We start from the raw sequence: 26,290 nt of genomic DNA, 5'->3' as shown, positions 1-26,290 counted from the left end.
CCAGGAAAGGAGCTTCTCCCATGTCCGACACCGTCCGCCGGGTGCGGCGCACGTTCCGCGACCTCGGACTCGCGCTGCTCAATGCGACGCTGATCCTGATCGCGGTCTGCCTGTTTTTCGGGATGCGCCTCGCGACGACGCTCGAGGATGTTCAGAATGGCTTCGCCGCCGCGCTGTCGGAGGCCGCGTCCGAGCTTTCTCCGCTCGGCCGGGGCGCGGAGGCGCTGGCCGCGGAGGTTGCCGCGCTCCGGTCCGATATCGCGAGCCTGAGGGCGGAGGCGGCCGGCCTGACGGGCGACGACGCGCGGCGACTCGAGGCGCGCCTGGAGAAGGCCGAGGCCAGCCTGGCCGAAATGCAGGCGGCCGCGCTCGGCCTCGGCGCCGTGGCGGCGGATCTGGCCGCGGATCCGGGCGCGGCGCTCGACCGCGCCGTCGACCGCGCGGTCGCCGCCGCGGCGGCAGAGGCGACGGCCGCCCTCTCCGCGCTGCGCGGCCGCGCGCCGCAGGACGGCTGAGCGCAGGGCGCCTGCCTTGACACCCCCTGCGCCCGCGCCCATGAAGCGCCGGCAACACACAGCCGGAGGCATCCCATGGCGGAGGCGAAAAAAGGCAGCGCGGTCGTCGAGACCGTCAAGACGATCGTCTACGCCCTCCTGATCGCCGGCGTGTTCCGCACGGTCTTCTTTCAGCCCTTCTGGATACCCTCGCCCTCGATGAAGGAAACGCTCCTCGTGGGCGATTTCCTCTTCGTCAACAAGATGTCCTACGGCTATTCCTATGCCTCCTGCCCGTCGATCCGGTTCGGGGCCATCGGGCTCGACATCGACGCCGAGGATTTCTGCGGATGGCTTCAGGGCGGCGAGGGCCGCTTCCTCGGAAGCGAGCCGGTGCGCGGCGACGTGGCGGTGTTCCGCCACCCCGGCAACGGGCGCGATTTCATCAAGCGCGTGGTCGGCCTGCCCGGAGACCGCATCCGGATGGTGGACGGGGTGCTGCACATCAACGGCGACCCGGTAGAGCTCGAGCCCGCGGGCACCTTCACCGAGATCATGGAGCCCCAGGGCCCGCAGGGCATCCGCCCGCGCTGCGCCAACGCGCCGGTGGGCGACGGCGCGGTGTGCGAGAAGGAGCGCTTCGTCGAGACGCTGCCCAACGGCGAGACGCACACGGTGCTCAACATCGGCCGGCAGGCCGCGGACAACACGCCCGTCTACACGGTCCCGGAAGGGCACTACTTCATGATGGGCGACAATCGCGACAACTCCTCCGACAGCCGCGTGCCGGGGCAGGTGGGCGGCGTGGGCTTCGTGCCCCACGCCAACCTGATCGGCCGCGCCGACCGGATCATGTTCTCGTCGGCGGGGCGGTCGATGCTGTTCTTCTGGACGTGGCGCGGCGACCGGTTCTTCAAGGGGATCGATTGAAACTTTCGGCGGACATCCGGGCCTTCGAGGCGCGCATCGGACACGCCTTCGCGCGGCCCGCGCTTCTGGCCGAGGCGCTGACCCATGCCTCGCGGTCGGGTCCGACGCGCCCCGACAACCAGCGGCTGGAATTCCTCGGCGACCGGGTGCTGGGCCTCGTGATGGCCGAGGCGTTGCTCGAAGCCGATCACGAGGCTGCCGAAGGGCAGCTCGCCCCGCGCTACAACGCGCTCGTCCGCAAGGAAACCTGCGCCGACGTGGCGCGCGAGGTGGGCCTTGGCGACGTCCTGAGGCTGGGCCGGTCCGAGATGATCTCGGGCGGGCGGCGCAAGCAGGCGCTCTTGGGCGACGCGATGGAGGCGGTGATCGCCGCGGTCTATCTCGACGCGGGCTACGCCGCTGCGCGCGCGCTCGTGCTGCGCCTCTGGGGCCCGCGCGTGGGCGGGGTCGAGGCGGATGCCCGCGACGCCAAGACCGCGCTTCAGGAATGGGCGCAGGCGCGGGCGCTGCCTCCGCCGAGCTATGTCGAGACAGGGCGCACCGGACCGGACCACGCGCCGGTATTCACCATAGAGGCGCGGCTGGCCGATGGCCGCGCACAGGCGGCGCAAGCCGGCAGCAAGCGACAGGCCGAGCAGGAGGCCGCGCGCCGTCTGCTGGCGGAGGTGACAGGCGAATGACCGAAAACCCCACCCGTGCGGGCTTCGTCGCCCTGATCGGAGAGCCCAATGCGGGCAAGTCCACGCTCACCAACCGGATGGTGGGCGCGAAGGTCTCGATCGTGACCCACAAGGTGCAGACGACGCGGGCGCGCGTCCGCGGCGTGGCGATCGAGGGGCCCGCGCAGATCGTTTTCGTGGACACGCCAGGCCTCTTCCAGCCGCGGCGCCGGCTCGACCGGGCAATGGTCGCGGCCGCGTGGGGCGGGGCGGCGGACGCCGACATCGTCGTGCTGCTCGTCGAGGCGCATCGCGGCGTCACCCCGGGGGTCGAGGAGATCCTCGAGCGCCTGCGCGAGATCGCCGGCGGGCGGCCCGTGGCGCTCGCCATCAACAAGATCGACCGGGTGGCGTCGGAGCGGCTTCTCGCGCTCGCCCGCGATCTCAACGACCGGTTCGACTTCGCGCGCACCTTCATGATCTCGGCCGAGAAGGGCCATGGCGTGGAGGATCTGCGCCGCTGGCTCGCCGAGGAACTGCCCGAGGGGCCGTGGCTCTACCCGGAAGACCAGATCGCGGACCTGCCGTTGCGCATCATCGCGGCCGAGACGACGCGCGAGAAGGCGACGCTGCGGCTGCATCAGGAACTGCCCTACCAGCTGACCGTCGAGACGGAGAGCTGGGACGAGCGCAAGGACGGCTCCGCGCGGATCGAGCAGGTGATCTACGTCGCGCGCGACGGGCACAAGGGCATCGTGCTCGGCCACAAGGGCGAAACGATCAAGGCGATCTCGAAGGCCGCGCGGGAAGAGCTCGAGGAATTCCTCGGCCGCAAAGTGCATCTCTTCGTGCAGGTGCGCGTCCGCGAGAACTGGCAGGAAGAGGCCGAGCGCTACGACCAGATGGGTCTCGATTTCCGCGACGGCGGCTAGGAGCGGCCGATCCCGCGCCAGACGAGCCAGCCGGCGGCGCCCAGCATGGCGAGATTGGCTGCGAGCTGGAGGACGGGCTATGGCCCGCCGAGGCCCAGAACGACGGCGGCGAGGTTGACGGCGGCACCAACGATCAGGATCGCCTTGACGACGAAGGGCACGGAACTGGACATGAAAAGCTTTCCCTTTCGTCTCGAAAGTTATGCGCGCGGCGCGCGGCGGCAAGGGTGCGCCAAGGTTGCGGGGCGATGCGCGTGGAACGGCTGACCGCGCGCTTCTGGGTGGAGGCCTACCTGCGGCGGCTGACGCTCGCCGGGGTGCCGGCCTATGTCACGGCGCGCGGTGACCCCCAGGCGGGCGCGGTTCTGGTGAAGCTCGCCACGCTCGACGGGCGTGCGCGGATCTTCTCGCGCTTCTCCGACCCGATGGCGGGAACGCGGCGCTGGGAGGTTCTGGCCGAGGGGCCGGAGCCGGAGGTGGACGCCGCCGTCGCGCGCCAGCGTGCCGTCGATCCCGATCTCTGGGTGATAGAGGTCGAGGATCGCGCGGGCCGGCACCTGCTGGACGAGCCGGGGCTCGACGGCTGACGCGCTGCGGGATGGACAGCGCCGCCCCCGCGGGGCAGGATTGCGGCATGGAATGGCGTGACGAAGGGCTTCTGCTGGCGGTGCGTCCGCACGGCGAAAGCGCGGCGATCATCGAGGTCTTCACCGAGGCGCATGGCCGCCACGCCGGCGTCGTGCGCGGCGGCACCTCGCGCCGCGTCGCGCCGATCCTGCAGCGCGGCGCACAGCTCGACCTCGCGTGGCGCGCCCGGCTGGAAGAGCATATCGGCAGCTTCACGGTGGAGCCCGTGCGCTCCCGCGCGGCGACCGCGCTTGGCGACAGGCGGGCGCTCGCCGGTCTTTCCGCGGTCACGGCGCTGCTGGCCTTCTGCCTGCCCGAGCGCGCCCCGCACCCCGCTCTCTATCGCCGCAGCGTCGCGTTGATGGCCCTTCTGCCCGAGGCGGAGCTCTGGCCGCTCGCCTACCTGCGCTGGGAGCTTGCGCTGCTCGAGGAGATGGGATTCGGCCTCGACCTGTCGGCCTGCGCCGTGACGGGCGCGACCGAGGGGCTCGCCTACGTCTCCCCGCGCACGGGTCGCGCGGTGACGCGCGCGGCGGCCGGAGACTGGGCGGATCGCCTTCTGCCGCTGCCGCCCTGCCTCGTCGGCGCGGGCGAGGCGGAGGAGGACGAGATCGCGCAGGCGCTCGGCACCACGGGGCATTTCCTGCATCACCATCTCGCGCCGCAGCTCGGAGACCGGCCGCTGCCGCAGGCGCGTCAGCGCTACGTCGACCTGCTGGCCCGCGAAAGCGCGCGGGCATGAGCGGCGCGCGCCCCGGCGAGGTGGCGCTCGGCTTCGAGCCGGGCGCGGAACCCGAGGCAGGGCTCTGCTTCATCGGGCGCATCCGGTCCGACTGGCGCGCGGGCGACTGTCCGCGCAACATGCGTCAGGCGCGGGAAAGAGGCGGCGGCAACGCAAGGATCGAACTTGACGCACCGTACCGCGCGGGGCTGCGCGGGCTCGCCGAGGATCAATGGATCTGGCTTCTGGCATGGTTCGGGGCGAAGCGGCGCGACCTCATCGTGCAGGCGCCGGCCCATGCCGACGGGCCGCGCGGCACCTTCGCGCTTCGCTCGCCGGTGCGGCCGAATCCGGTGACGATGCAGCTGGTGCGGATCGTGTCGCTGGACATGGACACGGGCGTGCTGAAGATCGACGCGACCGACGCCTTCGACGGGACACCCGTGCTCGACATCAAGCCGTGGCTGCCCGGTATCGACCGGCCCGAGGGCGCCGGACCGCAATGACCCTGCGCGCCGGCGCCGGTTCGCCGTGGCGCCGCGCGCGGCGGCGTGGTTCACTGCGGCCGATGCGTTCCGCCATACCCTTGGCGGGCGCGCGGCTGGAGGGAGGCCGGAGATGGATCGAAACACCTATATCACGCGGGCCGAGGATCAGCTCGACTGGCTAGATGGCCGGATCGACGAGCTGAAGGAGAAGGCCGAGAAGGACCAGGCGGAGGCCCGCGAAGACTACGAGCGCCGGGTCGCCGCCTTGCAGGAACGCGCCGACGAGGCGCGCGCCACGCTCGACCGGATGCGGGCGGCCGGGGATGGCGCGTGGGACGAGCTGAAGGCTGGGTTCGAGAGCGCGTGGAAGGATATCTCTTCGGCCGTGGAGCGCGCCGACGGCAGGTCGGGGTCGTGAAACATGCAAGGGCCGCCGGCCCGGACGGGGCGGCGGCCCTTGCGATGACCCTTGCAAAGGCGGTGCGGGGGCTCAGCCGAGCAGCCGCCGCGCGATGACCTGCGCCTGGATCTCCGCGGCGCCCTCGAAGATGTTGAGGATGCGCGCGTCGCACAGGATGCGGCTGATCCCGTATTCCAGCGCGAAGCCGTTCCCGCCGTGGATCTGGAGCCCGTTGTCGGCCGCGGCCCATGCAACGCGCGCGCCCAGAAGCTTGGCCATGCCGGCCTCGAGGTCGCAGCGCCGCTCCTCGTCCTTCTCGAAGGCCGAGAAATAGGTGAGCTGGCGCGCCACCATGATCTCCACTGCCATCATGGCGAGCTTTCCGGAAATGCGCGGGAATGCGATGAGCGGCTTGCCGAACTGCTTGCGATCCTGCGCGTAGCGCATCGCCACGTCGAGCGCGGACTGCGCCACGCCAACGGCGCGCGCTGCGGTCTGGATGCGCGCGCTCTCGAAGGTCTGCATGAGCTGCTTGAAGCCCTTGCCCTCCTCGCCGCCGAGCAGGTTCTCTCCCTTCACGCGGAAGCCGTCGAAGCCGAGTTCATACTCCTTCATGCCGCGGTAGCCCAGAACCTCGATCTCGCCGCCGGTCATGCCGTCGGTCGGGAACGGATCCTCGTCGGTGCCGGGCGTCTTCTCGGCCAGGAACATGGACAGGCCGCGGTGGTCTGTGCTCTCGGGATCGGTGCGCGCGAGCAGCGTCATGACATGGGTGCGCGTGGCGTGGGTGATCCAAGTCTTGTTGCCCGTGACCAGGTAGTCGCCGTTTTCATCCTTCACCGCCCGGGTGCGCAGCGCGCCGAGGTCCGAGCCCGTGTTGGGTTCGGTGAAGACGGCCGTCGGTAAAACCTCGCCCGAGGCGAGCCCCGGAAGCCATCTTTCCTTCTGCTCGGCGGTGCCGCCGCAGATGATGAGTTCGGCCGCGATTTCCGACCGGGTGCCGAGGGAGCCCACCCCGATATAGCCGCGCGAGAGCTCCTCGGAGACGACGCACATGGAGGCCTTCGACATGCCCAGCCCGCCATATTCCTCCGGGATGGTGAGGCCGAACACGCCCATCTCGGCAAGCTCGCGGATCGTCTCCATCGGGATGAGCTCATCCTTGAGGTGCCAGTCATGCGCGTGGGGCTCGATCTTGTCCACGGCGTAGCGGCGGAACTGCTCGCGGATCATCTCGAGCTCTTCGTCGAGACCCGTGGCGCCCACAGTCGCCTCTGCGGCGCGCTCCTGCATGAGCTCCACGAGGCGCGTGCGCGCGGCCTGGGTGTTGCCCTCCCGGGTGAGAGTCAGGACCTCGGGCGCCATCAGCGCGCGCATGTCCTCCTGCGAGAGGCCGATGTCCTGAAGCCGCAGGATCTCGCCCTGGCTCATGGGGATGCCGCCCTGGATCTGCCAGAGGTATTCGCCGAAGGCGATCTGCAGGATCAGCTGCTCGGTCTCGCCGAAGCGGCCTTCGGCGTCCAGCTTCTCGGCCCAGGCCTGCATCTGGCGCAGCGATTCGACGTAAGTCGCCAGCCATGCGAGGCCGTGCGCGGCAGTCTGGTGCAGCTCCACCAGCGTGCCCGACACGCGGCCGTCTTCCGTCACCTCGGCGCGCAGCCGCTCGGTGGCCGTTTTCAGGATCGTCTCGGCCGGGGCCACGGCCGCGGCCGTCAGTCCGAGGAGACCGGGGAGGATAACTTGCGGTGCGGCGGTCAGGTCCTGTCCGTCATGGGCCATGATTCACATCCTTGTCCTGCGTTGCGGTGTCCTAGTGGTTTTGCAGGCGCAGCGCAATAAAAATGCCCGTACCTGCGGCCTTTCGACCGATTGTTGCGCCCCCGTTTCGCTGCGGCGCAGTGTCACGGGGCCGTCCCGGCGGCACGCGCCAGACCCCGCGCCGTGCGTTGATGGGGTTCGAGCTAATCCATCTGCCCACGAAAGCCATACGGCCGGTGCCAGCGGCACAGGACGGGCATGGAAAGCGCCGGACCGATGCCGCGCCCCGAAGGCATGGCGCCCTGCCCGCGTGGCGGGGGGACGGCAGCACACGACGAAGGCGCCTTGCCCGGGGGCAGGGCGTCGCGCGGTTCAGCCGAGGGCCGCCGCCTTCACGTCCTCGTCGATGTAGGGAACATACTTCTCGAAATTGTCCGCGAACATCTGCACGAGCTTGCGGGCCTGCACATCGTAGGCGTCCGGATCGTCCCAGGTGCGCCGCGGGTCGAGCAGCACTTCGGCCACGCCGGGAACATCGACCGGCACGTCGAAGCCGAAATTCGGATCCTTGCGGAACTCCGCCTCCGACAGCGACCCGTCGAGCGCCGCCGAAAGCAGCGCGCGGGTCGCCTTGATCGGCATGCGTGATCCGGTGCCATAGGCGCCGCCCGTCCAGCCGGTGTTGACGAGCCAGCAGGTCGCGCCGTGCTTGGCGATCTTCTCGCGCAGGAGGTTGCCGTAGACCTCGGGGCGGCGCGGCATGAAGGGCGCGCCGAAACAGGTGGAGAAGGTGGGTTCCGGCTCGGTCACGCCGCGCTCGGTGCCCGCGACCTTGGAGGTGAAGCCCGACAGGAAGTGATACATCGCCTGCGCGGGCGAGAGCCGCGCGATGGGCGGGAGCACGCCGAAGGCGTCGCAGGTGAGCATGATGACGTTCTTGGGATGCCCGCCAAGCGCCGTGTCCGAGGCGTTGGAAATGTAGTCCAGCGGGTAGGCGCAGCGCATGTTCGCGGTCAGGCTGTCGTCGTCGAAATCGAGTTCGAGCGTTTCGGGATCGAACACCATGTTCTCGATCACGGTGCCGAACTTGCGCGTGGTGGCGTAGATCTCGGGCTCGGCCTCGGGCGACAGGTTGATGGTCTTGGCGTAGCACCCGCCCTCGAAGTTGAAGGTGCCGCGGTCGGACCAGCCATGCTCGTCGTCGCCGATGAGCACACGCTCGGGGTCGGCCGAGAGCGTGGTCTTGCCCGTGCCCGAAAGGCCGAAGAAGCCCGCCGTGTCCACCGGGTTGCCCGGGGCGTGATTGGCCGAGCAGTGCATCGGCATGATGCCCTTCTCGGGAAGGATGTAGTTGAGCAGCGTGAAGACGGATTTCTTGTTCTCGCCGGCATATTCCGTGCCGCCGATCAGGATGATCTTCTTCTCGAAATTCATCGCGATCACCGTGTCCGAGCGGCAGCCGTGACGCTCGGGATCGGCGCGGAAGGAGGGAGCGTTGATCACCGTGCAGTCCGCGGTGAACCGGTCGAGCGCCGCGCGCTCGGGCCGGCGCAGCAGGTGGCGGATGAAAAGCCCGTGCCATGCGAGTTCGGTGATCACGCGCACGTCTATGGAGTAGGCCGGGTCGGCGCCGCCGACGAGGTCCTGCACGAAGAGGTCGCGCCCTTCGAGATGCGCCAGCATGTCGGCGTGAAGCGCGTCGAAGCCCTCGGGCGACATCTCGGCGTTGTTGTCCCACCAGATGTGGTCGGCCACGTCCGGCGTGCGGACCACGTGCTTGTCACGGGGCGAACGGCCGGTGAACTTGCCCGTGGTCACCAAAAGCGCGCCGCCCCGGCCGAGCGTACCCTCGCCGCGCTTGAGCGCCTCTTCGACCAGCGCCGGCTCGGTGAGGTTGTAGTGGACAGTGCCGGCCTTCGCGATGCCCTGGTCCTCGAGGCGGAAGTTCGGGTTCACCCGTCCGATGGTCATCTTGGCTCGCTCCTTTTCGCCGCGATACCGGCGCCGCAATCTCCGTGACCGGGCCCGCGCGCCCGGCCGGGGAGAGCTGCCCGGCACCGCTGGTGTCGCGTCCTTAGCACGCGCCCGCAAGAGGTGAACAGGGAACCCGGTTCAGTTAGCGCAACCACGCGGGTGGTTAGCGCAATCATCGCCGGCGAATGTCGCGGCGTTGTCCACGGAATGCCGCAATTCAGCCGCCGCTAACCAAATTGTGGCGCAATCGCCTCGTAGTCTCGAGCCGAATCGCTGTGTGGGATTGATCGAAACGCGGAGGAAGCTCATGGTCATGGAAAAACTCGAAGAGCACAAGAGCAGCACAAGGACAGCTGGCATGTCGAAGATCGCACTGGTCGATGACGACCGGAACATTCTCACGTCGGTCGCCATGACGCTGGAGGCGGAGGGTTTCGAGGTCGAGACCTACAACGACGGCCAGTCGGCGCTGGAGGCGTTCAACCGCCGGATGCCCGATATGGCGGTCCTCGACATCAAGATGCCGCGCATGGACGGGATGGATCTGCTTCAGCGGCTTCGCCAGAAGTCGTCTATGCCGGTCATCTTCCTGACCTCGAAGGACGACGAGATCGACGAGGTGCTCGGCCTGCGCATGGGCGCGGACGATTACGTAAAGAAACCCTTCTCGCAGCGGCTGCTGGTCGAGCGGATCCGCGCGCTTCTGCGCCGGCAGGACGCGGTGGCCGGCGACGTGCTGGGCACCACCGAAGAGACCAAGGTCATGGTGCGCGGCAACCTCACGATGGATCCGCTGCGCCACGCCGTGACGTGGAAGGGCAACGACGTGTCGCTCACCGTGACCGAGTTCCTGCTGCTGCAGGCGCTCGCCCAGCGGCCCGGCTTCGTCAAGAGCCGCGACCAGCTCATGGACGTGGCCTACGACGATCAGGTCTATGTGGATGACCGCACGATCGACAGCCACATCAAGCGGCTTCGCAAGAAGATGCGCGGGGTGGATACCGAGTTCTCGGCGATCGAGACGCTCTACGGGATCGGCTACCGCTACAACGAAGAATAACGGATGGCTCTGGCGGAGGGCACGGGCTTGGGGCAGGCCCCGAAAAGGCGCGACGCCGATCTCGTCCTGGGCGAGGACTGGGTCGCGCCCGACGGTACGCTCCGCGATACCCCGCGCGAGCGGCGCGGGCTCCTGTCGTTGCGCCGATCTCCGCTGACCAGGAAGATCATCGTCTTCAACCTGATCGCCCTGAACATCCTCGTCGCGGGCATCCTGTATCTCAATTCCTCCCGTGACAGTCTCGCGCTGCAGCGGGCCGCGGGGCTCGTCGGCGAGGTGGAGCTCGTGGCCGACGTGTTCGAGGCGCAGCTCGGCGCGGATGGGCCGACCTCGCTCGGCGGCGAGGAAGGGCTCGCCCCCCCTCGGACGCTGGACGGGCTCGACCTGCGCCGCGGGGTGGAGGTTTTCGTCTTCGATGAGGCCGGGACCCCGATCGCGCACCGCGAGGGGCAAACCGGGTCGGAACCCCTGCGGCTGCTCCGCGAGGAAGCGGCGCGCACCGTTCTCTCGGACACGCTGTCCCGGCTCTGGGACATGCTGGAGGGGGCCGCGAACCTCGTCGGCGACGCGCCGGCAGTCTCGGTCGAGGCCCAGCTCGGTCCTGCGGTGACTGCGGCGCTTTCGGGACGGACGGTCGTGGAGACGGCGACGGGCACGACCGGCGGCAGCGTCATCACCGTTGCGACCCCCGTGATGCTGGACGGGCGCGCCGTGGGCGTCGTCGCCATGGCGAGCGCGGCCGGCGAGATCGACCAGATGGTGCGCGCGGAGCGCGAGCGCGTGCTGCAGATGTTCGTCGTGGCGATCCTCGTCTCCATCGGCCTGAGCCTCGTGCTGGCGTCGACCATCGCCAACCCGCTCCACGAGCTTGCCGCCGCCGCCGAGATCGGCGCCCGTCGGGAACATGGGCGCATGGGCGGGCCGGGCCGCGTGCGCATCCCCGACCTCACCGCGCGCCCCGACGAGATCGGCCGCCTGTCCGGCGCGCTTCGGGGCATGGTCAACGCGCTTTACGAACGGATCGACGCCAACGAGCAATTCGCCGCGGACGTGGCGCACGAGATCAAGAACCCGCTCGCGAGCCTGCGTTCGGCGGTGGGAACGCTGCGCGTGGCCAGCCGCGAGGATCACCGCCAGAAGCTCCTGGACGTGATCGACCATGACGTGCGGCGGCTCGACCGGCTGGTGAGCGACATCTCCAACGCGTCGCGGCTGGACAGCGAGCTTGTGAAGGAAGAGGAAGAGGCCTTCGATCTCTGCAAGATGCTCGACAACCTGGGCCAGTACCTCGGCCAGGAGGCGCGCGCCAAGAACATCGACTTCATCCTCGACCTGCCCGACGAGAAGATCATCGTGCACGGGCTCGAGGCGCGGCTCGCGCAGGTCTTCGTGAACCTCATCACCAACGCCATCAGCTTCTGCCAAGAGGGTGACGCGATCCGGATGTGGGCGCGCCGCCGCGACAACCGCGTGCTCGTGGTGGTGGAGGATACCGGCCCCGGCATCCCGGCCGGCGCCGAGAAAATGATCTTCAAGCGCTTCTACTCGGAGCGGCCCGGGGACGATTTCGGCAACAACTCCGGCCTGGGCCTCGCCATCTCCGCGCAGATCGTGGTTGCCCATGGCGGCGTGATCTGGGCCGAGAACATCCGTCCCACGGAGGCCGACCCGACTTCGGAGCCGCTGGGCGCGCGCTTCGTGGTCGGCCTGCCGATCTGAGCCGTGCCCGACGCCGCCCGCCCTTCCCAAATCGCGGGCGAGGCGTCGCCCGACCCCCGTCCGGAGGAAACAGTGCTGCACGCGGCCTGCATCACCCTTCAGGGCCGCGCTGCCTTGGCCCTCGGGCGTTCGGGGGCGGGGCAGTCGCGGCTCGCGCTGGAATGCCTCGCGCGGGGTGCGCTGCTTGTGGCGGACGATCGCGTCGTGGTGCGCCGCGCCGGCCCGCATATCGTGGCGGACGCGCCCCCCGCGCTGCGCGGCCTGGTGGAGGCGCGGGGCGTCGGCCTTCTGCACGCGCGGGCGGCCGGGCCCACGCTGCTCGGCCTGCTGGTGGATCTCGACCGCACCGAGACCGCGCGGCTGCCGCCCCTGCGCCGGCGGGATCTTCTTGGCGTGTCCCTGCCGGTGGTTCACAATTCCGCGGCGGGCCATTTTCCGGCCGCGATACTGCAATACCTGTCCTGCGGTCGCTTCGCGTGAGGCATATGCCCGTAACAGAGGACATGGAAACCCCGTCGATCCCGCGGCAGCGCGTGGTGCTGGTGACCGGGCCCGCTGGCGCGGGCCGCACCACCGCGATCAACGCGCTCGAGGATCTGGGCTACGAGGCGATCGACAACCTGCCGCTCGGATTGCTGCCGCGTCTCTTGTCGGGGCCGCCGCCGCGCCGGCCACTCGCCCTTGGCATCGATGCGCGCAACCGCGATTTCTCGGTCGCGGCCATGCTCGAACTGGCGGACTGGCTTGCCGGGCTGGACGGTGTCGCGGGCGACCTGCTTTATCTCGATTGCCGGCCGGACGTGCTGCTGCGCCGCTACTCGGAGACCCGGCGCCGCCATCCGCTCGCCCCCGCGGAGACGCCGCAGGACGGCATCGCGCGCGAAATCGACCTTCTCGCGCCGGTGCGCGCGCGCGCCGCCATCCTCATCGACAGTTCCGAACTTACCCCGCACGAACCTCGCGCGGAGATCCGGCACTGGTGCGCCCCGGAGAACGGCGGGACGCTCGCGGTTTCGGTGCAGTCCTTCTCCTACAAGCGGGGGCTCCCGCCCGGGGCGGATCTTCTTTTCGACTGCCGCTTCCTGGTCAATCCGCACTGGCAGCCGGAGTTGCGCCACCGTGACGGAACCGATCCGGAGGTGGCCGCGCATGTGCGCGCCGATGCGCGATACGCGGCCTTCTTCGGCCGCCTCTGGGACCTGCTCGGCTTCCTTCTCCCGGCCTACGGGGAGGAGGGCAAGGCGCATGTCACCGTCGCCTTCGGCTGCACCGGCGGGCGGCACCGATCCGTCGCGGCGGCCGAGGACATGGCCGCTGCCCTTGCAGAGGCCGGCTGGCCGGTGTCAATAAGGCATCGCGAACTGGAGCGGCAGGACGATCCCGCCGCCGGGCCCGCACCGGAGGGAGCGCCAGCGGCGTGAAACACCCCGTGATCGGCATCGTGATCGTCGCCCATGGCGGGCTTGCGCGGGAATACCTCGCCGCCGTCGAGCACGTGGTGGGTGCGCAGAAAGGCATCCGTGCCATTTCCATCGAGGCCGACCATGACCGCGACGCCAAGCAGCGCGAGATCTGCGCCGCGGCCGACGCGGTGGACGAGGGCGGGGGCGTCGTGATCGTGACCGACATGTTCGGCGGCTCGCCCTCCAATCTGTCGCTGCGCGCCAGCGCGCCGGCCGACCGGCGCATTCTCTACGGCGCCAACCTGCCGATGCTGATCAAGCTGTCCAAGTCGCGCCATCTCGGCCTCGCGGAGGCGGTGCGGGACGCGCTCGAGGCGGGGCGGAAGTATATTGACAGCCAGAACATTTCCCTTGACTAGGCCCAGCCATGCCGAGCGATTGCACCACCCGTGTCCTGAAGATCGTCAACGAGAAGGGGCTGCACGCGCGCGCCTCCGCCAAGCTCGTCGAGGTGGTCGAGGGCTTCGACGCGACGGCGGAGATCAGCCGCGACGGGCACATGGCATCGGGGGACTCGATCATGGGGCTTTTGATGTTGGCAGCCTCCAGGGGAACCTCTATTCAGGTTCAGACGTCCGGACCCGATGCCGTCGCGCTGGCGGACGCGCTGGAGGCTCTGGTGGCCGACCGTTTCGGCGAGGACATGTGAACCGGCAGGGCGAGGGAGGTCCGGCAGTTTGGTTGACAGCTCGCAGCACCGTCCCGTGCTGATGCACAACCGTCCCGATGTCGTGCGGGGGCAGGGCGACGGGTCCAACCTGTCCGACCGCCCCTATGACCGGCGGCGGCTGAGCTATGCCAACACCTTCACCAATCCCCTCCAGGTCCGGACCATCCAGGCGATGGAGTTGCTGACGGGCAAGATGAAGCTTCTGCGCCTCATCCGGACATTCGAGGCGATGGGCGTGCCCTGCGGCCAGGCCTTCTGGAAACAGGCGCTCGACACGATGGGGATCGAGCTCGAGACGCCGCCGGAGGAGATCGCGCGCATTCCCCGGGAGGGGCCGCTCGTCATCACTGCGAACCACCCTCACGGGCTGGTGGACGGCATGGTCCTCGCCGAACTGGTGGGGCGCCGCCGCACCGACTACAAGATTCTCACGCGCTCGCTGCTGACCGGCGTGGGCGAGATCGAGCATTTCATGATCCCGGTGCCCTTCGCCCATGAGGAGGGCGCGCTTCAGCAGAACCTGGAGATGCGCAAACGCGCGATGGCGCATCTGAAGGACGGCGGCGCGATCGTGCTCTTCCCGTCGGGTGTCGTTGCGGCGTCCCGAACCCTGTTCGGCCCGGCCGTCGAGGCGGAGTGGAACCCTTTCACCGCGAAGATGATCCAGCGCTCGGGCGCCCGGGTGCTGCCGGTGTATTTCCCCGGACAGAACTCGCGGTGGTACCAGATGGCCAACCGCATCTCGGCGACGCTGCGGCAGGGGCTGCTTCTGCACGAGGTCGTGCACGCGCTGAACCGTCCGCAATCGCCGAGGGTGGGCGAGGTGATCGAGCGGGACGAAATCCAGCGCTGGGCCGAGAATCCGCGCGGCTTCGTGGCATGGCTGCGCGAGCGCACGCTGTCGGTCGGGCACACCGGAAGCGCGCGGCCGCCCGGGGTCGGGTCCGCCCCGCTGACGCGCCCGGGCACGGCGAACAGCCGCTGAGAAGCGATCAGCGCGTGGGCACCGGCGTCTCGCCGCGGTAGTCGTAGAAGCCGCGCTGCGTCTTGCGGCCCAGCCACCCGGCCTCGACGTATTTCGTGAGCAGCGGGCAGGGCCGGTATTTCGTGTCGGCCAGGCCCTCGTGCAGCACGTTCATGATTGCAAGGCAGGTATCGAGCCCGATGAAGTCGGCCAGCTCGAGCGGCCCCATCGGGTGGTTCGCGCCGAGCTTCATGGACTGGTCGATCGATTCGACGCTGCCGACGCCCTCGTAAAGCGTGTAGACGGCCTCGTTGATCATCGGCATGAGAATGCGGTTGACGATGAAGGCGGGGAAATCCTCCGCCGAGGCCGCGGTCTTGCCAAGCCGGTCGACAACCGTCTTGCAGGCCTTGAACGTCTCCTCGTCGGTGGCGATCCCGCGAATGAGCTCGACAAGCTGCATCACCGGAACCGGGTTCATGAAGTGGAAGCCCATGAACTTCTCCGGCCGGTCGGTGCGGCTGGCGAGCCGGGTGATCGAGATCGAGGAGGTGTTCGAGGTCAGGATCGTTTCCGGCTTGAGATGCGCGTGCAGCGTGTCGAAGATCTTCTGCTTGACCTCCTCGCGCTCTGTCGCGGCCTCGATCACGAGGTCCGTCTGGCCGAGTTCGGTGAGTTCGAGGGTGGGCCGGATCCGGGCGAGCGCGGCGGTCTTCTCCTCGTCGGTGATCTTCCCGCGGGAGACCTGACGCGACAGGTTCCTGTCGATCAGCGCGAGCGCGTCGTCCAGCGCCTCCTGGCTGACATCGTTCAGAAGCACGTCGTACCCGGCGAGCGCCATGACATGCGCGATCCCGTTGCCCATCTGCCCGGCGCCCACGATGCCGACGCTCGCGATTTCCATGCTCACCGCTCCTCTTGTCCGGTTCGTGCCGCGCGCCGTCCCGCCGCAGGGCTTTCTCTTGCGCGTGACCATAGGGGCAGCGGGGCCGCTTTGCCAAGTCCGCGCGGGATTCGAAAAGTTTCGGCGAATTGGGCGTTTAGCCGATTGTCAACGGTGCGCCGCGACTCTGCCCGCCGGGTGAGAAGAAAAGTGGTGGGTGTGATGACCTACGCAATGCCGGGCCGCGCAGGGCTCGATTACGCTCCGTATCGTTACGGAAGCTCCAAACTCCTGTTTCGCGGGCCCCGCCGGCCGCCGCCGGACGACTACGTCGCCTGCCTCGGCGGCACGGAGACCTTCGGCAAGTTCGTGCTCCGGCCCTTCCCGGACCTTCTGGAAGAGCCGCTCGGCAAGACCTGTCTCAATTTCGGCGCCGTCAACGCGGGCGTCGACGCCTTCGCGAACGACGCCGCGGTGCTGGAGGCGGCGGCGGGCGCGCGGCTCGCCGTGGTGCAGGTGATGGGCGCGCAAAGCCTCAGCAACCGCTTCTACAGCGTGCATCCGCGCCGGAACGACCGTTTCGTGCGCGCATCGGACCTGATGCGGTCGATCTTCCCGGAGGTGGACTTCACGGAGTTCCATTTCACCGGGCACATGCTTTCGACCGTTGCCGCGCGCTGCCCGAAACGGTTTGCCACCCTCCGCGAAGAGATGCGGACGGCATGGCTTGCAAGGATGCGCACGCTAATCGAGCGGATCGGGGCGCCTGTCGTGCTTCTGTGGTTCGCGGAGCATTCGCCTGACACCTTTCCGATCCGGACGGTGGAGGTCCGCGCGCCGGAACCGCTCTTCGTGACGCGCGCGATGGTCGAAGCCCTGCGGCCCGCCGTCGCCACCGTGGTGGAGGTCGCGGCGAGCGAAGCCGCCCGCGCCGACGGCACGGAGGGCATGGTGTTCCGCGACGTGGAGGCCCCGGCGGCGCGGGGGCTGCCCGGGCCGCGCGCCCACGCCGAGGCCGCCGAGGCGCTGGCGCCGGTCCTGCGCGGGCTGCTGGATCGCTGAAACGAAAAGGCCCGCCACTGCGGGCGGGCCTTCGCGTTCCGTCCGGCTCCGCCGGTCAGCCGAGCTTTTCGGTGAGTTCCGGCAGCGCCTCGAACAGGTCCGCGCCGAGGCCGTAGTCGGCGACCTGGAAGATCGGCGCTTCCCCGTCCTTGTTGATGGCGACGATGACCTTCGAGTCCATTATGCCCGCGAGGTGCTGGATCGCCCCCGAGATGCCCACGGCGATGTAGAGCTCGGGCGCGACCACCTTACCGGTCTGCCCGACCTGCCAGTCGTTCGGGGCAAAGCCCGAGTCCACCGCGGCGCGGCTTGCGCCCACCGCCGCGTTGAGCCTGTCGGCAAGCTTCTCGATGAGGGCGAAATCCTCCTGGCTGCCAACGCCGCGACCGCCGGAGACGACCACGCCGGCCGAGGTCAGTTCGGGGCGGTCGCTTTCCGCCACCTTGTCCTCGACCCATTCCGACAGCGCCGGATCGGCCGCGGCGCCGATGGTCTCGACGGGCGCGGAGTTGCCGGCGCCGGCGGCGTCGAAGGTCGAGGTCCGGACGGACAGGACCTTCTTCGCATCGGAGGATTTCACCGTCTGGATCGCGTTTCCGGCGTAAATCGGGCGCTCGAACGTGTCGCCGTCCACCACCTTCGTGATGTCGGTGATGACCATGACGTCAAGCAGCGCCGCGATGCGGGGCAGGATGTTCTTGGCGTCGGTGGTCGCGGGGGCCACGACGTGGTCGTAGTCCTTCGCCAGCTCCGCCACGAGCGCGGCGACCGGCTCGGCCAGGCGGTGGCCGTAAAGCGCGTCCTCGGCGCAGAGCACCTTGGCGACGCCGTCGATCTTCGCCGCCTCGGCCGCGGCGTCCGCCGCGCTCGCGCCGCAGGCCAGGATCGTCACCTCGCCCAGCTCCTTCGCGGCGGTCGCCGCCTTCGCGGTGGCGTCGAACGCGAGCGCCCCGTCGTTGATCTCGGCAATCAGCAGAACCGCCATCACACCACCCCCGCTTCCTTGAGTTTCGACACGAGTTCGTCGACCGAGCCCACCATCTCGCCGGCCTTGCGCGTCTCGGGCTCGCTGGTCTTGACGACCTTGAGCCGCGGCGTGACGTCCACGCCGTAATCCGCGGCCGTCTTCTCCTCGAGCGGCTTCTTCTTCGCCTTCATGATGTTGGGAAGCGAGGCGTAGCGCGGCTCGTTGAGGCGCAGGTCGGTGGAGATGATGGTCGGCAGCTTGACCTTCAGGGTCTGAAGGCCGCCGTCCACCTCCCGGGTGACGACCGCGTGGTCGCCCTCGATTCCGACCTCGTTGGCGTACATCGCCTGGCTCCAGCCGAGCAGCGCGGCCAGCATCTGCCCGGTGGCGTTCATGTCGTTGTCGATCGCCTGCTTGCCGCAGAGCACGAGGCCCGGCTGCTCCTCCTCCACGACCCTGGCCAGAAGCTTGGCCACGGCGAGCGGCTCGATATCCTGGTGCACGTCGTCGGCGGCGACGATCAGGATGGCGCGGTCGGCGCCCATGGCGAGCGCGGTGCGCAGCGTCTCCTGCGCCTGCTTCACGCCGATCGACACGGCGATCACCTCTTCGGCCTTGCCGGCCTCCTTGAGGCGGATCGCCTCTTCCACCGCGATCTCGTCGAACGGGTTCATGGACATCTTGACGTTGGCGAGATCGACGCCGCTGCCGTCCGCCTTGACGCGGACCTTGACGTTGTAGTCGATCACGCGCTTCACCGGCACGAGTACCTTCATCCGCGTGGTTCTCCCTATCGTTTCGGCGCCGCCGACGACGGCGCGGTGCACGTTACCTGAGGGTGATATATTTTCGTTCTGGCGGGAAACAGGGCAAAATCGTCACGCCGGCGTCGAAGAACGTCGCGTTTTTCGTTTCGCGGGACCTCACGCGGTCCGGCGACCGGGTGCGGCGCTGCCGCTCCGCCCCATGGCCGCCGGATGCCCGGGGCCGCGCCGCGGGCGGCGCCGTCACGGCGGCACTGCCGGAACATCCGCTTTTCCAGGCACGCTGGGCCGGCCGGATCGAGGCGCCGTCCGGACGGCCCTTTCCGGGCCCGGAAACCTGCCTCCCGGCGGCGCGCGATCCGGACGGCAGGTGCGGCACTCTGTCACGCCGGCCGAACGGCCCGGGACAGCGTGCGGCCCGAAGCCCGCAACGCGGGGTCATCTTGGCCGCGGTCAGGTCGCGATGGCGCCTCCGGGCCCGGGGAGGGCGGGCGCCCGTCGGCGCTCGCCGTCAGCGGTTCGCCCCGGGAACCCATAGGACGTCGGCGCGCCCGTCGTCGTTGGCGATCCGGGCCGCGACGAAGAACCAGTCCGACAGGCGGTTGAGGTATGTCACCGCCGCGGGGTTCACCTGCTCCATCGTGGCGAGTTCCACCGAAAGCCGCTCCGCTCGACGCGCGACCGTGCGGCACAGGTGCAGATGCGCCGCGAGCGCGGAGCCCCCCGGCAGCACGAAGCTGCGCAGCGGCTCCAGTTTCTCGTTCATCGCGTCGATCTCGGCCTCGAGGCGCTGCGTCTGGGCATCGACCATGCGCAGGCGCGGGTATTCGGCCTCGTGATCGCGGTCCATGTCGGGGCAGCAGAGATCCGCGCCAAGATCGAAAAGGTCGTTCTGAATGCGCGACAGCGCCGCGTCCACCTCGCCCTCGGCATGAAGCCGGGCCAGCCCGACCACGGCGTTCAACTCGTCCGCGGTGCCATAGGTGTCCACACGCGGCGCGTGCTTGGCCACCCGCGCGCCGTCGCCCAGCGCGGTTTCCCCGGCGTCGCCCGTCTTCGTGTAGATCTTGTTGAGAACGACCATGCGCTCAGCCTCCCGTTCCGCGTAGCCAGATGAAGAGAAGAATCGCCAGAACCGCGACGAACTGCACCCCGACGCGCCAGCGCATCAGCCGGTTCGAGTGCTTGCGGTTGAACTCGCCGCCCTTCGCGAAGCCGCCGACCCCGGTGGCGAGGATCACGACCACCGCGAGAAGCAGCAGCAGGATCACGATGAAAAGCGGATCACTTGCCATGGCGGCGGTCCTTTCACTGGCGTTGCGGGCCACATAGCGGAGTGCCGCGCAAAAGCGAACCTCGAATAAGGGCTTTCCTAGCCCTTCGCAAGCAGCCGATCCAGCGCACGGGTCGGCAGCGCGCGCCGGAGCGCGGCCGCGATGTGGGTGGGGGTCGTCACATGGTAGCGTGGCGCGGGCTTCGGGCTCTCCAGCGCATGGATCAGCTTTCTCGTCACTGCCGAGGGCGGCAGTTCGAAGCGGTCGGGCCCCCGCGCCTGGTAGAGGCGCTTGAGCAGGGTCGCGCGGTACTGCGCCGCCCTCGGCGAGGCTTCCCAGTCCACCCAGCGCTCGAAATGGGGAATCGCGTTCTGGCGGATGCGGGAGGTCACGGGTCCCGGCTCGATCAGCACGACATGGATACCCGTGCCGCGCATCTCGATGCGCAACGTGTCCGTCAGCCCTTCCAGCGCGAACTTGGTGGCGTTGTAGGCGCCGCGCCAGGGCGCGACGACGAGCCCGAGCACCGAGGAGCACTGCACGATCCGGCCGTGCCCCTGCGCCCGCATGGCGGGGATCACCCGCCGCGTCAGCTCGTGCCAGCCGAAGAAGTTCGCCTCGAAGACGGCGCGCAGCGCGTCGGTGGGCAGATCCTCCACCGCGCCGGGCATGGCGTGCGCCCCGTTGTTGAAAAGCGCGTCGAGCCGGGCGCCCGTGGCACCGAGCACCGCATCCAGCGCGGCGGCGATCGACCCGGTGTCCGTGTAGTCGAGCTGCACGGTCTCGAGCCCTTCCTCGGCGAGGCGCGTGCAATCGCGCTGCTGCCGGCAGGCCGCGAAGACGCGCCAGCCGCGCGCCGCGAGGGCGTGCGCCGCATCGTATCCGATGCCCGACGAGCAGCCGGTGATCAGGATGGTTCGCGCGCTCATGGCCCCGAGGCGTAGGCTGCGCGCGGGGCGCGCGCAAGCGGATCAGGCGTCGGTCTTCTCGAGAAGCGTGGCCGCCATCCAGCCGACCCGCCCCGTCGTCTCCACGCGCAGCTTCACCCAGCCCTCGCCGGGATCGCTCAGAACCTCGACCCGTTCGCCGCGCGACAGCCGCGCGAGCACGCTGTAGGACGTGCCGGGGCCGTTGCGCATGTTGACCGCTGCGCCCGCGACCCTGCGCATGTCTGCTGGCGGTGCGGCCAGCGGCGCCGGCCCGGCAGGCCCCGCCGATGTGACCGGAAGCACCGGGTCGGAAAAGAGCGAGGCGCCCGCGACGGCCCCGGGCGTTTCCGCCCGCGCCGGCGCCGCGGCCTCCTCGGGCGCCGGATCGCGGGCCGCTGCCAGGGTGACCCCGAAGGCGTCGTTCCCAAGCGCGGCGGTTTCCACCGCCCCGTCCCCATCCTGCGCGATCTCGACGGACGCCGCTGGTGGCGAAACGGCACGCGCGACATCCTGGCCGGGCTCTCGCGCCGCGGCCTGAAGCGTGCCTTCGCGCGGCGCGTAGTCGCTCCCGCCGCTCAACTCGTAGAAAGCCCACCCCAGCATGGCGAAGGTGCGCAGCATGAACCGCCGCATGGCGACACCCCCCGACCCCTTGTTACCCCTTACGTCGCGCTTGGCAGCAAATTGACGCAACAAAAACGTTAACAGATTCCCTAACGTCAACGGAGTCCAAAAAACGGGCTTTCGGCATCGCCGGCGCGGCTACGCTTTGACCGGGCCTCCCGGCGCCGCTATCACCGCCGCATGAACGATCATCCCGAAGATCCCGGCGCGCCCGCGCCCCTGTCGGCGGAGCCCCTGCGGCGCGCGCTGGGCGAGCGTTACCTGACCTACGCGCTCTCGACGATCATGCACCGCGCCCTGCCGGACGCGCGCGACGGGTTGAAGCCCGTGCACCGGCGGATCCTCTACGCCATGCGCGAGCTGCGGCTGGCGCCCGGCGGGGGCTTCCGCAAGTCGGCGAAGATTTCCGGCGACGTGATGGGCAACTACCACCCCCACGGCGACGCGGCGATCTATGACGCCATGGCGCGCCTCGCCCAGCCCTTCGCCATGCGCTATCCGCTCGTGGACGGGCAGGGCAATTTCGGCTCGATCGACGGCGACAACCCCGCCGCCCCGCGCTACACCGAGGCGCGCATGACCGTCTTCGCCGAGGCGCTGCTCGACGGTCTGGGCGAGGACGCGGTGGATTTCCGCGACAACTACGACGGCACGTTGCAGGAACCGGTGGTGCTGCCCGCCGCCTTCCCCAACCTGCTGGCCAACGGCGCCTCCGGCATCGCGGTGGGCATGGCCACCAACATCCCGCCCCACAACCTCTCGGAGCTGATCGACGCCTGCCTTCACCTGATCAAGGCGCCCGACGCGCGGGACGACACCCTGCTGAACCACATTCCCGGCCCCGACTTTCCGACCGGCGGCGTGATCGTGGAGCCCGCGGAGAGCATCGCGCAGGCCTACCGCCCCGGCCGCGGCGGGTTCCGTCTGCGTGCCCGGTGGCAGAAGGAGGATCTCGGCCGCGGGCAGTGGCAGATCGTCGTCACCGAGATCCCCTACCAGGTTCCGAAATCGAAACTGATCGAGAAGATCGCGGAGCTTATCCAGACCCGGAAGGTCCCGCCGCTCGCCGATATCCGGGACGAGAGCGCCGAGGACGTGCGCGTGGTGCTCGAGCCGCGCTCGCGCAACGTGGACCCCGAGGTGCTGATGGGCCTGCTGTTCCGCAGCTCGGACCTCGAGACCCGCGTGCCGCTCAACATGAACGTGCTCGTGGACGGCCTGACACCGAAGGTGTGCTCGCTCAAGGAGGTGCTGCGCGCCTTCCTCGATCACCGCCGCGGCGTGCTGGTCCGGCGCTCGCGCCACCGGCTGGCCAGGATCGACCACCGCCTCGAGGTGCTGGAAGGGTTCCTTCTGGCCTTCCTGAACCTCGACCGCGTGATCGAGATCATCCGCTACGACGACGCGCCCAAGGCGGCGATGATGTACGAGGACTGGTCGCGCGCGCATCAGGCGACGCTGACGCGGGCGGCGTCGGAGGCGGAGTATCGCTCTCCGCTGGCCGGGGTGGACCGCGCCACGCTCGAGGCGGTGCCCGACCCGGACGCGCCGCCCGGTGAAGAGACGCCGAAGCGCTTCCCCGACCGGGAGCTGTCGGACGTGCAGGCCGAGGCGATCCTCAACATGCGGCTGCGCAGCCTCCGCCGGCTCGAGGAGATGGAGCTGACGGCAGAGCGCGACCGGCTGATGGAGGAGCGCGCGGCGCTCGAGGACCTGCTCGAGGACGAGGGCGTGCAATGGGCGCGCATCGCCGAGGAGTTGCGCGAGACGAAGAAGCGTTTCGGCCGGGAATGGCCGGGCGGGGCGCGGCGCACCGGCTTCGCCGAGGCGACCGAGGCCGGGGACGTGCCGATCGAGGCGATGATCGAGCGTGAACCGATCACGGTCGTCTGCTCGCAAATGGGCTGGATCCGCGCGCTTTCGGGTCACGTGGACCTCAACCGCGAGCTCAAGTTCAAGGACGGGGACGGCCCGCGCTTCATCTTCCACGCCGAGACGACGGACCGCCTTCTGCTCTTCGGCTCGAACGGGCGGTTCTACACGCTGTCGGCGGCGGGCCTGCCGGGCGGGCGCGGCATGGGAGAGCCCGTGCGCCTGATGGTCGATCTGCCCAACGAGGCCGAAATCGTGTCGCTGATGATCCATCGCCCGGGTGCGCGGCTGCTGGTCGCCTCTTCGGCCGGGGACGGGTTCCTCGTGCCGGAGGACGAGGTGCTCGCCCAGACGCGCGCCGGCAAGCAGGTGCTCAACGTGCGCGCCCCGGCGACGGCGCGGGTCTGCGCGCGCGTCGCGGGAGACGCGGTCGCGGTGGTGGGCGACAATCGCAAGATGCTCGTCTTCGACATCGAGGAGCTGCCCGAGATGACGCGCGGCAAGGGCGTGCGCCTTCAGAAATATAAGGACGGCGGCCTGTCGGACGCGACGACCTTCGCGCGCGAGGCGGGGCTTTCGGGGCATGACCCGGCGGGCCGCACCCGGACCGAGACGGATCTCGCCGAGTGGACCGCGAAGCGTGCCTCGGCCGGTCGCATGGCGCCCCGGGGTTTTCCGCGCGACAATCGCTTCAACTGACCGGTCGCCTCGACGGGCCGACCGCGCGTCCACCTTGCGTCGCGCCCACCGGGCCGGAGGGAGCCCGGACGCGCCGCCGCGCCGCGGGGCCTTTTCGCCCGGCCAACGATGTCAGGCGAGCGGCTCCGCCTCGAGCCAGACGCCGCCTTCCGGCCGTAGGGTCAGGATCATGACCGGGCGCGGATCGCGGCCCGCGACCGGCGTGAAGCGGAACCGCGCGAGCAGCGTGGCGAGGATGATCACCGCCTCCTGAATGGCGAAGCTCGCCCCGATGCAGATGCGCGGGCCGTCGCCGAAGGGCAGGTAGCTGAAACGCCGGATCGCCTTGCGATCGGCGAAACGCTCGGGCCGGAAGGCGTCCGGCGCCTCCCAGAGAAGGCGGTGACGGTGGAGCGCGTAGGCCGGGATCATCACCGTGTCGCCCGGGCGGATCTCGCGGCCGCAAAGCCGATCCTCGACCTGCGCGGTGCGCGAGAACACCGCCGCGGGCGGGTAGAGGCGCAGCGCCTCCTCGCAGATCTGGCGGATGTAGGGCAGCCGCTCCACATCCGCGGCGCCGGCGGCGCGCGCACCCAGAACCGCGGCCGCCTCTTCCTGAGCGCGCGCCTGCACGCGCCTGTCGAAGGCGCAGAGATAGAGCGACCATGCAAGGGTCAGCGCCGTCGTCTCGTGGCCCGCCACGATGAAGGTCAGCAGGTTGTCGCGCAGCTCGGCGTCGGACATGCGCCGCCCGGTCTCGGCATCCTCTCCGGCGCGGAGCAGGTCGAGAAGATCGGGCGTCGATGACGGCCCGCGAGCCTCCCGCGCGGCGACGACCCGGTCGGCCATCGCCTTCATGTCGCGCGTCGCCGGGTCGAAGGCCACGCGCCCGGGCCGGGGCACCCAGTCCGGGGCGCCGATCACGTCGAGAAAGGAGATCTTCCCGGATTCGGTGACGTAGGCGTCGATGGCCGCGTGCACCGCCGCGCGGTCGAAGCCCTCGCCATCGGCGAAGGTCACCGTCGAGATCACGTCGAAGGTGGCCGCCACCATCTCGTCGTAGGCGTTGCCGGCGCGCCGCCCGGCCGCGGCGCCGATCCGGTGGGCGGCGCGCTCCGCCGCCTCGGTCATCACGGGGGCGAGGCTCGTCACGTTGCGGTGCGAGAAGGCCGGCGCCGCCGCGCGGCGCTGCCAGCGCCAGTGCGCGCCTTCCGCGATGAAGAGGCTCTCTCCGATGGCGGGGCGCAGCAGGCTCTTGGTCACGTCCGATTTCGGGTAGTCGTCCAGCCGCTCGACCAGGACGCGGCGCAGCGCGCCCGGGTCCATGACCATGTGCCAGCGCGTGCCGGTCTTGCCCGACACGACGGGCTGCCGCGTGGCGACCTCGGGGATGATCTCCACGATGTTGCGCCGCGCGGCCGCGAGGCTTTCGAAAAGGCCGAGCGGCCGTGTGCCGAGGGCGACGCGGACGGGTAGTTCGCTCGATGTGGAGGTCGGACCGGTCACGCGCATCTCCCCTCGACTGCTCCTGCGATATAGGCGCCGCGCCGCGGCGGGCAAAACGGCCGGACAATTGCATGCCCGGGCGCGCTGGGCTATCGGGGGCCGTCCCCGTGCCGGAGTGCCCGCATGCCCAGACGTTCCGCCATTCTCGCCCTGCTCGGCCTTGTCGCCGCCTGCGGCACCACGGCCGATCTCGCCGAGCCGCCGGTTCCGCTGGGCGATTTCCGTCTCGGCCACAGCGTGGTCCTGGCGCGCGAGCCGGTGATCGGTCCGGCCTCGCGCGAGGCCACGCGGCAAGAGTGGGAAGCCGCGCTCGACGCCGCCATCGAGGAGCGGTTCGGCCGCTACGAGGGCGACAGCTTCTACCATTTCGGGGTGAGCGTGGACGGCTACGTCCTGGCGCTTCCCGGCGTGCCCATCCTCTTCTCGCCCAATTCGGCGCTGATCGTCAGCGTGACCGTCTGGGACGACGCGACCGGAACGAAGCTGAACGAGGAGCCCTTCCGGGTCACGGTCACCGAGTCGCCGACGGGCGAGTCGCTTCTGCTCGGCTCGGGGCTCAGCAACAGCAAGCAAGAGCAGCTGCGCAACCTGTCGGTGTCCGCGGCCAAGCAGCTCGAGCGGGAGCTTGTGCGCCGGCATCGCGAGGAGGGCTGGTTCGGCGGCCCGGAGCCTTCGGATGCCGCGCCCGGGACCACGTCCGGCGCCGCGGCGCAGGTCGCCGACGGCTAGACGCGCCGGGCCAATCAGGCGCTTGATTTTCCCGGGCGCACCCAATAGACGAGCGCGCGATGCTAACCCGGGTCGGCTCAGACCCCCCAACCGCGAGGCGCCTCAGGAAGATGGCAAAAGAGAAGTTTGAGCGGTCGAAGCCG

General features: G+C 69.6%; 28 protein-coding genes. 18 read left to right on the top strand and 10 right to left on the bottom strand.

What is annotated here, in order from left to right:
• Positions 1-20 precede the first annotated feature (20 nt).
• From AB6A65_RS14210 to AB6A65_RS14175, 8 genes are all read left to right on the top strand, one after another.
• Positions 21-515 carry a hypothetical protein gene (locus AB6A65_RS14210; protein ID WP_371039051.1) on the top strand — a complete coding sequence of 165 codons (495 nt, stop codon included), beginning with the start codon at positions 21-23 and terminating at the stop codon, positions 513-515.
• Between the two features lie 75 nt (positions 516-590).
• Complete coding sequence (gene lepB / locus AB6A65_RS14205; protein WP_371039050.1) at positions 591-1,424, top strand: signal peptidase I; 834 nt, start codon at positions 591-593, stop codon at positions 1,422-1,424.
• Positions 1,421-2,104 (top strand): ribonuclease III, encoded by a 684-nt coding sequence (gene rnc, locus AB6A65_RS14200; RefSeq protein ID WP_371039049.1) that lies wholly within the window; start codon positions 1,421-1,423, stop codon positions 2,102-2,104. The genes lepB and rnc overlap by 4 nt, the downstream gene beginning before the upstream one ends.
• Positions 2,101-3,015: a GTPase Era gene (gene era / locus AB6A65_RS14195; protein ID WP_371039048.1), complete on the top strand. Its 915-nt coding sequence runs from the start codon at positions 2,101-2,103 to the stop codon at positions 3,013-3,015. The genes rnc and era overlap by 4 nt, the downstream gene beginning before the upstream one ends.
• 254 nt (positions 3,016-3,269) lie before the next feature.
• Positions 3,270-3,602 (top strand): DUF1491 family protein, encoded by a 333-nt coding sequence (locus tag AB6A65_RS14190; protein WP_371039047.1) that lies wholly within the window; start codon positions 3,270-3,272, stop codon positions 3,600-3,602.
• 47 nt (positions 3,603-3,649) lie between these two features.
• Positions 3,650-4,384 carry a DNA repair protein RecO gene (recO, locus tag AB6A65_RS14185; protein WP_371039046.1) on the top strand — a complete coding sequence of 245 codons (735 nt, stop codon included), beginning with the start codon at positions 3,650-3,652 and terminating at the stop codon, positions 4,382-4,384.
• Positions 4,381-4,869 carry an SAM-dependent methyltransferase gene (locus AB6A65_RS14180; protein WP_371039045.1) on the top strand — a complete coding sequence of 163 codons (489 nt, stop codon included), beginning with the start codon at positions 4,381-4,383 and terminating at the stop codon, positions 4,867-4,869. Before recO ends, AB6A65_RS14180 begins: the two co-directional genes overlap by 4 nt.
• Positions 4,870-4,981: 112 nt before the next feature.
• The gene (locus AB6A65_RS14175; protein ID WP_371039044.1) at positions 4,982-5,269 is read left to right on the top strand and encodes a hypothetical protein; all 288 of its coding nucleotides are present in this window, start codon (positions 4,982-4,984) and stop codon (positions 5,267-5,269) included.
• A 72-nt stretch (positions 5,270-5,341) separates the two neighbouring features.
• Here AB6A65_RS14175 and AB6A65_RS14170 read toward each other — a convergent pair whose 3' ends face one another.
• Together AB6A65_RS14170 and AB6A65_RS14165 are read right to left on the bottom strand one after the other, a co-directional pair.
• Complete coding sequence (locus AB6A65_RS14170; RefSeq protein WP_371039043.1) at positions 5,342-7,030, bottom strand: acyl-CoA dehydrogenase family protein; 1,689 nt, start codon at positions 7,028-7,030, stop codon at positions 5,342-5,344.
• Between the two features lie 351 nt (positions 7,031-7,381).
• Positions 7,382-8,980 carry a phosphoenolpyruvate carboxykinase gene (locus AB6A65_RS14165; RefSeq protein WP_371039042.1) on the bottom strand — a complete coding sequence of 533 codons (1,599 nt, stop codon included), beginning with the start codon at positions 8,978-8,980 and terminating at the stop codon, positions 7,382-7,384.
• Between the two features lie 361 nt (positions 8,981-9,341).
• Between AB6A65_RS14165 and AB6A65_RS14160 the strand changes: the two genes are divergently transcribed.
• From AB6A65_RS14160 to AB6A65_RS14130, 7 genes are all read left to right on the top strand, one after another.
• Entirely contained in the window at positions 9,342-10,043 is a 702-nt protein-coding gene (locus tag AB6A65_RS14160; RefSeq protein WP_371039041.1) for a response regulator transcription factor, read from the top strand.
• Positions 10,044-10,046: 3 nt separating this feature from the next.
• Positions 10,047-11,762 (top strand): sensor N-terminal transmembrane domain-containing protein, encoded by a 1,716-nt coding sequence (locus AB6A65_RS14155; protein ID WP_371039040.1) that lies wholly within the window; start codon positions 10,047-10,049, stop codon positions 11,760-11,762.
• A 72-nt stretch (positions 11,763-11,834) separates the two neighbouring features.
• A complete protein-coding gene (locus AB6A65_RS14150) occupies positions 11,835-12,242 on the top strand; it encodes an HPr kinase/phosphorylase (RefSeq protein ID WP_371039039.1) in 408 nt (135 codons plus the stop codon).
• 23 nt (positions 12,243-12,265) lie between these two features.
• Positions 12,266-13,183 carry an RNase adapter RapZ gene (gene rapZ / locus AB6A65_RS14145; protein WP_371039038.1) on the top strand — a complete coding sequence of 306 codons (918 nt, stop codon included), beginning with the start codon at positions 12,266-12,268 and terminating at the stop codon, positions 13,181-13,183.
• Between the two features lie 8 nt (positions 13,184-13,191).
• Positions 13,192-13,584, top strand: coding sequence for a PTS sugar transporter subunit IIA (locus tag AB6A65_RS14140; RefSeq protein ID WP_371039127.1), 393 nt, complete (start codon positions 13,192-13,194; stop codon positions 13,582-13,584).
• 8 nt (positions 13,585-13,592) lie between these two features.
• Complete coding sequence (locus AB6A65_RS14135) at positions 13,593-13,874, top strand: HPr family phosphocarrier protein (RefSeq protein ID WP_371039037.1); 282 nt, start codon at positions 13,593-13,595, stop codon at positions 13,872-13,874.
• A 61-nt stretch (positions 13,875-13,935) separates the two neighbouring features.
• The gene (locus AB6A65_RS14130) at positions 13,936-14,880 is read left to right on the top strand and encodes a lysophospholipid acyltransferase family protein (RefSeq protein WP_371039126.1); all 945 of its coding nucleotides are present in this window, start codon (positions 13,936-13,938) and stop codon (positions 14,878-14,880) included.
• Between the two features lie 7 nt (positions 14,881-14,887).
• Here AB6A65_RS14130 and AB6A65_RS14125 read toward each other — a convergent pair whose 3' ends face one another.
• Entirely contained in the window at positions 14,888-15,763 is an 876-nt protein-coding gene (locus AB6A65_RS14125; RefSeq protein WP_371039036.1) for a 3-hydroxybutyryl-CoA dehydrogenase, read from the bottom strand.
• Positions 15,764-15,964: 201 nt separating this feature from the next.
• On the opposite strand from AB6A65_RS14125, the gene AB6A65_RS14120 reads away from it, so the two are divergent.
• Positions 15,965-16,804 (top strand): DUF6473 family protein, encoded by an 840-nt coding sequence (locus tag AB6A65_RS14120; protein ID WP_371039035.1) that lies wholly within the window; start codon positions 15,965-15,967, stop codon positions 16,802-16,804.
• 55 nt (positions 16,805-16,859) lie between these two features.
• On the opposite strand, the gene AB6A65_RS14115 is transcribed toward AB6A65_RS14120, so the two are convergent.
• The 6 genes from AB6A65_RS14115 to AB6A65_RS14090 form a co-directional block, all read right to left on the bottom strand.
• Complete coding sequence (locus tag AB6A65_RS14115) at positions 16,860-17,789, bottom strand: FAD-binding protein (protein ID WP_371039034.1); 930 nt, start codon at positions 17,787-17,789, stop codon at positions 16,860-16,862.
• Positions 17,789-18,547, bottom strand: a complete 759-nt coding sequence (locus AB6A65_RS14110) for an electron transfer flavoprotein subunit beta/FixA family protein (RefSeq protein WP_371039033.1) — start codon at positions 18,545-18,547, stop codon at positions 17,789-17,791. The genes AB6A65_RS14115 and AB6A65_RS14110 overlap by 1 nt, the downstream gene beginning before the upstream one ends.
• A gap of 499 nt (positions 18,548-19,046) precedes the next feature.
• Positions 19,047-19,619, bottom strand: coding sequence for a cob(I)yrinic acid a,c-diamide adenosyltransferase (locus tag AB6A65_RS14105; protein WP_371039032.1), 573 nt, complete (start codon positions 19,617-19,619; stop codon positions 19,047-19,049).
• Between the two features lie 4 nt (positions 19,620-19,623).
• On the bottom strand, positions 19,624-19,830 hold the full coding sequence (locus tag AB6A65_RS14100) for a twin transmembrane helix small protein (protein ID WP_371039031.1): 207 nt from the start codon (positions 19,828-19,830) through the stop codon (positions 19,624-19,626).
• 77 nt (positions 19,831-19,907) lie between these two features.
• Positions 19,908-20,738, bottom strand: coding sequence for an SDR family oxidoreductase (locus AB6A65_RS14095; RefSeq protein ID WP_371039030.1), 831 nt, complete (start codon positions 20,736-20,738; stop codon positions 19,908-19,910).
• A 42-nt stretch (positions 20,739-20,780) separates the two neighbouring features.
• Complete coding sequence (locus tag AB6A65_RS14090; RefSeq protein ID WP_371039029.1) at positions 20,781-21,371, bottom strand: SH3 domain-containing protein; 591 nt, start codon at positions 21,369-21,371, stop codon at positions 20,781-20,783.
• 171 nt (positions 21,372-21,542) lie between these two features.
• Between AB6A65_RS14090 and AB6A65_RS14085 the strand changes: the two genes are divergently transcribed.
• Positions 21,543-23,933 carry a DNA topoisomerase IV subunit A gene (locus AB6A65_RS14085; RefSeq protein ID WP_371039028.1) on the top strand — a complete coding sequence of 797 codons (2,391 nt, stop codon included), beginning with the start codon at positions 21,543-21,545 and terminating at the stop codon, positions 23,931-23,933.
• A gap of 111 nt (positions 23,934-24,044) precedes the next feature.
• Here the strand turns inward: AB6A65_RS14085 and AB6A65_RS14080 are convergent, their stop codons facing one another.
• Complete coding sequence (locus tag AB6A65_RS14080; RefSeq protein WP_371039027.1) at positions 24,045-25,418, bottom strand: cytochrome P450; 1,374 nt, start codon at positions 25,416-25,418, stop codon at positions 24,045-24,047.
• Positions 25,419-25,541: 123 nt separating this feature from the next.
• Here AB6A65_RS14080 and AB6A65_RS14075 point away from each other — a divergent pair, with 123 nt between their 5' ends.
• Complete coding sequence (locus tag AB6A65_RS14075; protein ID WP_371039026.1) at positions 25,542-26,147, top strand: hypothetical protein; 606 nt, start codon at positions 25,542-25,544, stop codon at positions 26,145-26,147.
• Positions 26,148-26,290: the final 143 nt, after the last annotated feature.

Source organism: Rhodosalinus sp. FB01 (assembly GCF_041365715.1).
Taxonomy (GTDB): domain Bacteria; phylum Pseudomonadota; class Alphaproteobacteria; order Rhodobacterales; family Rhodobacteraceae; genus Rhodosalinus.
This window is presented reverse-complemented; position numbering and strand designations above follow the sequence as displayed.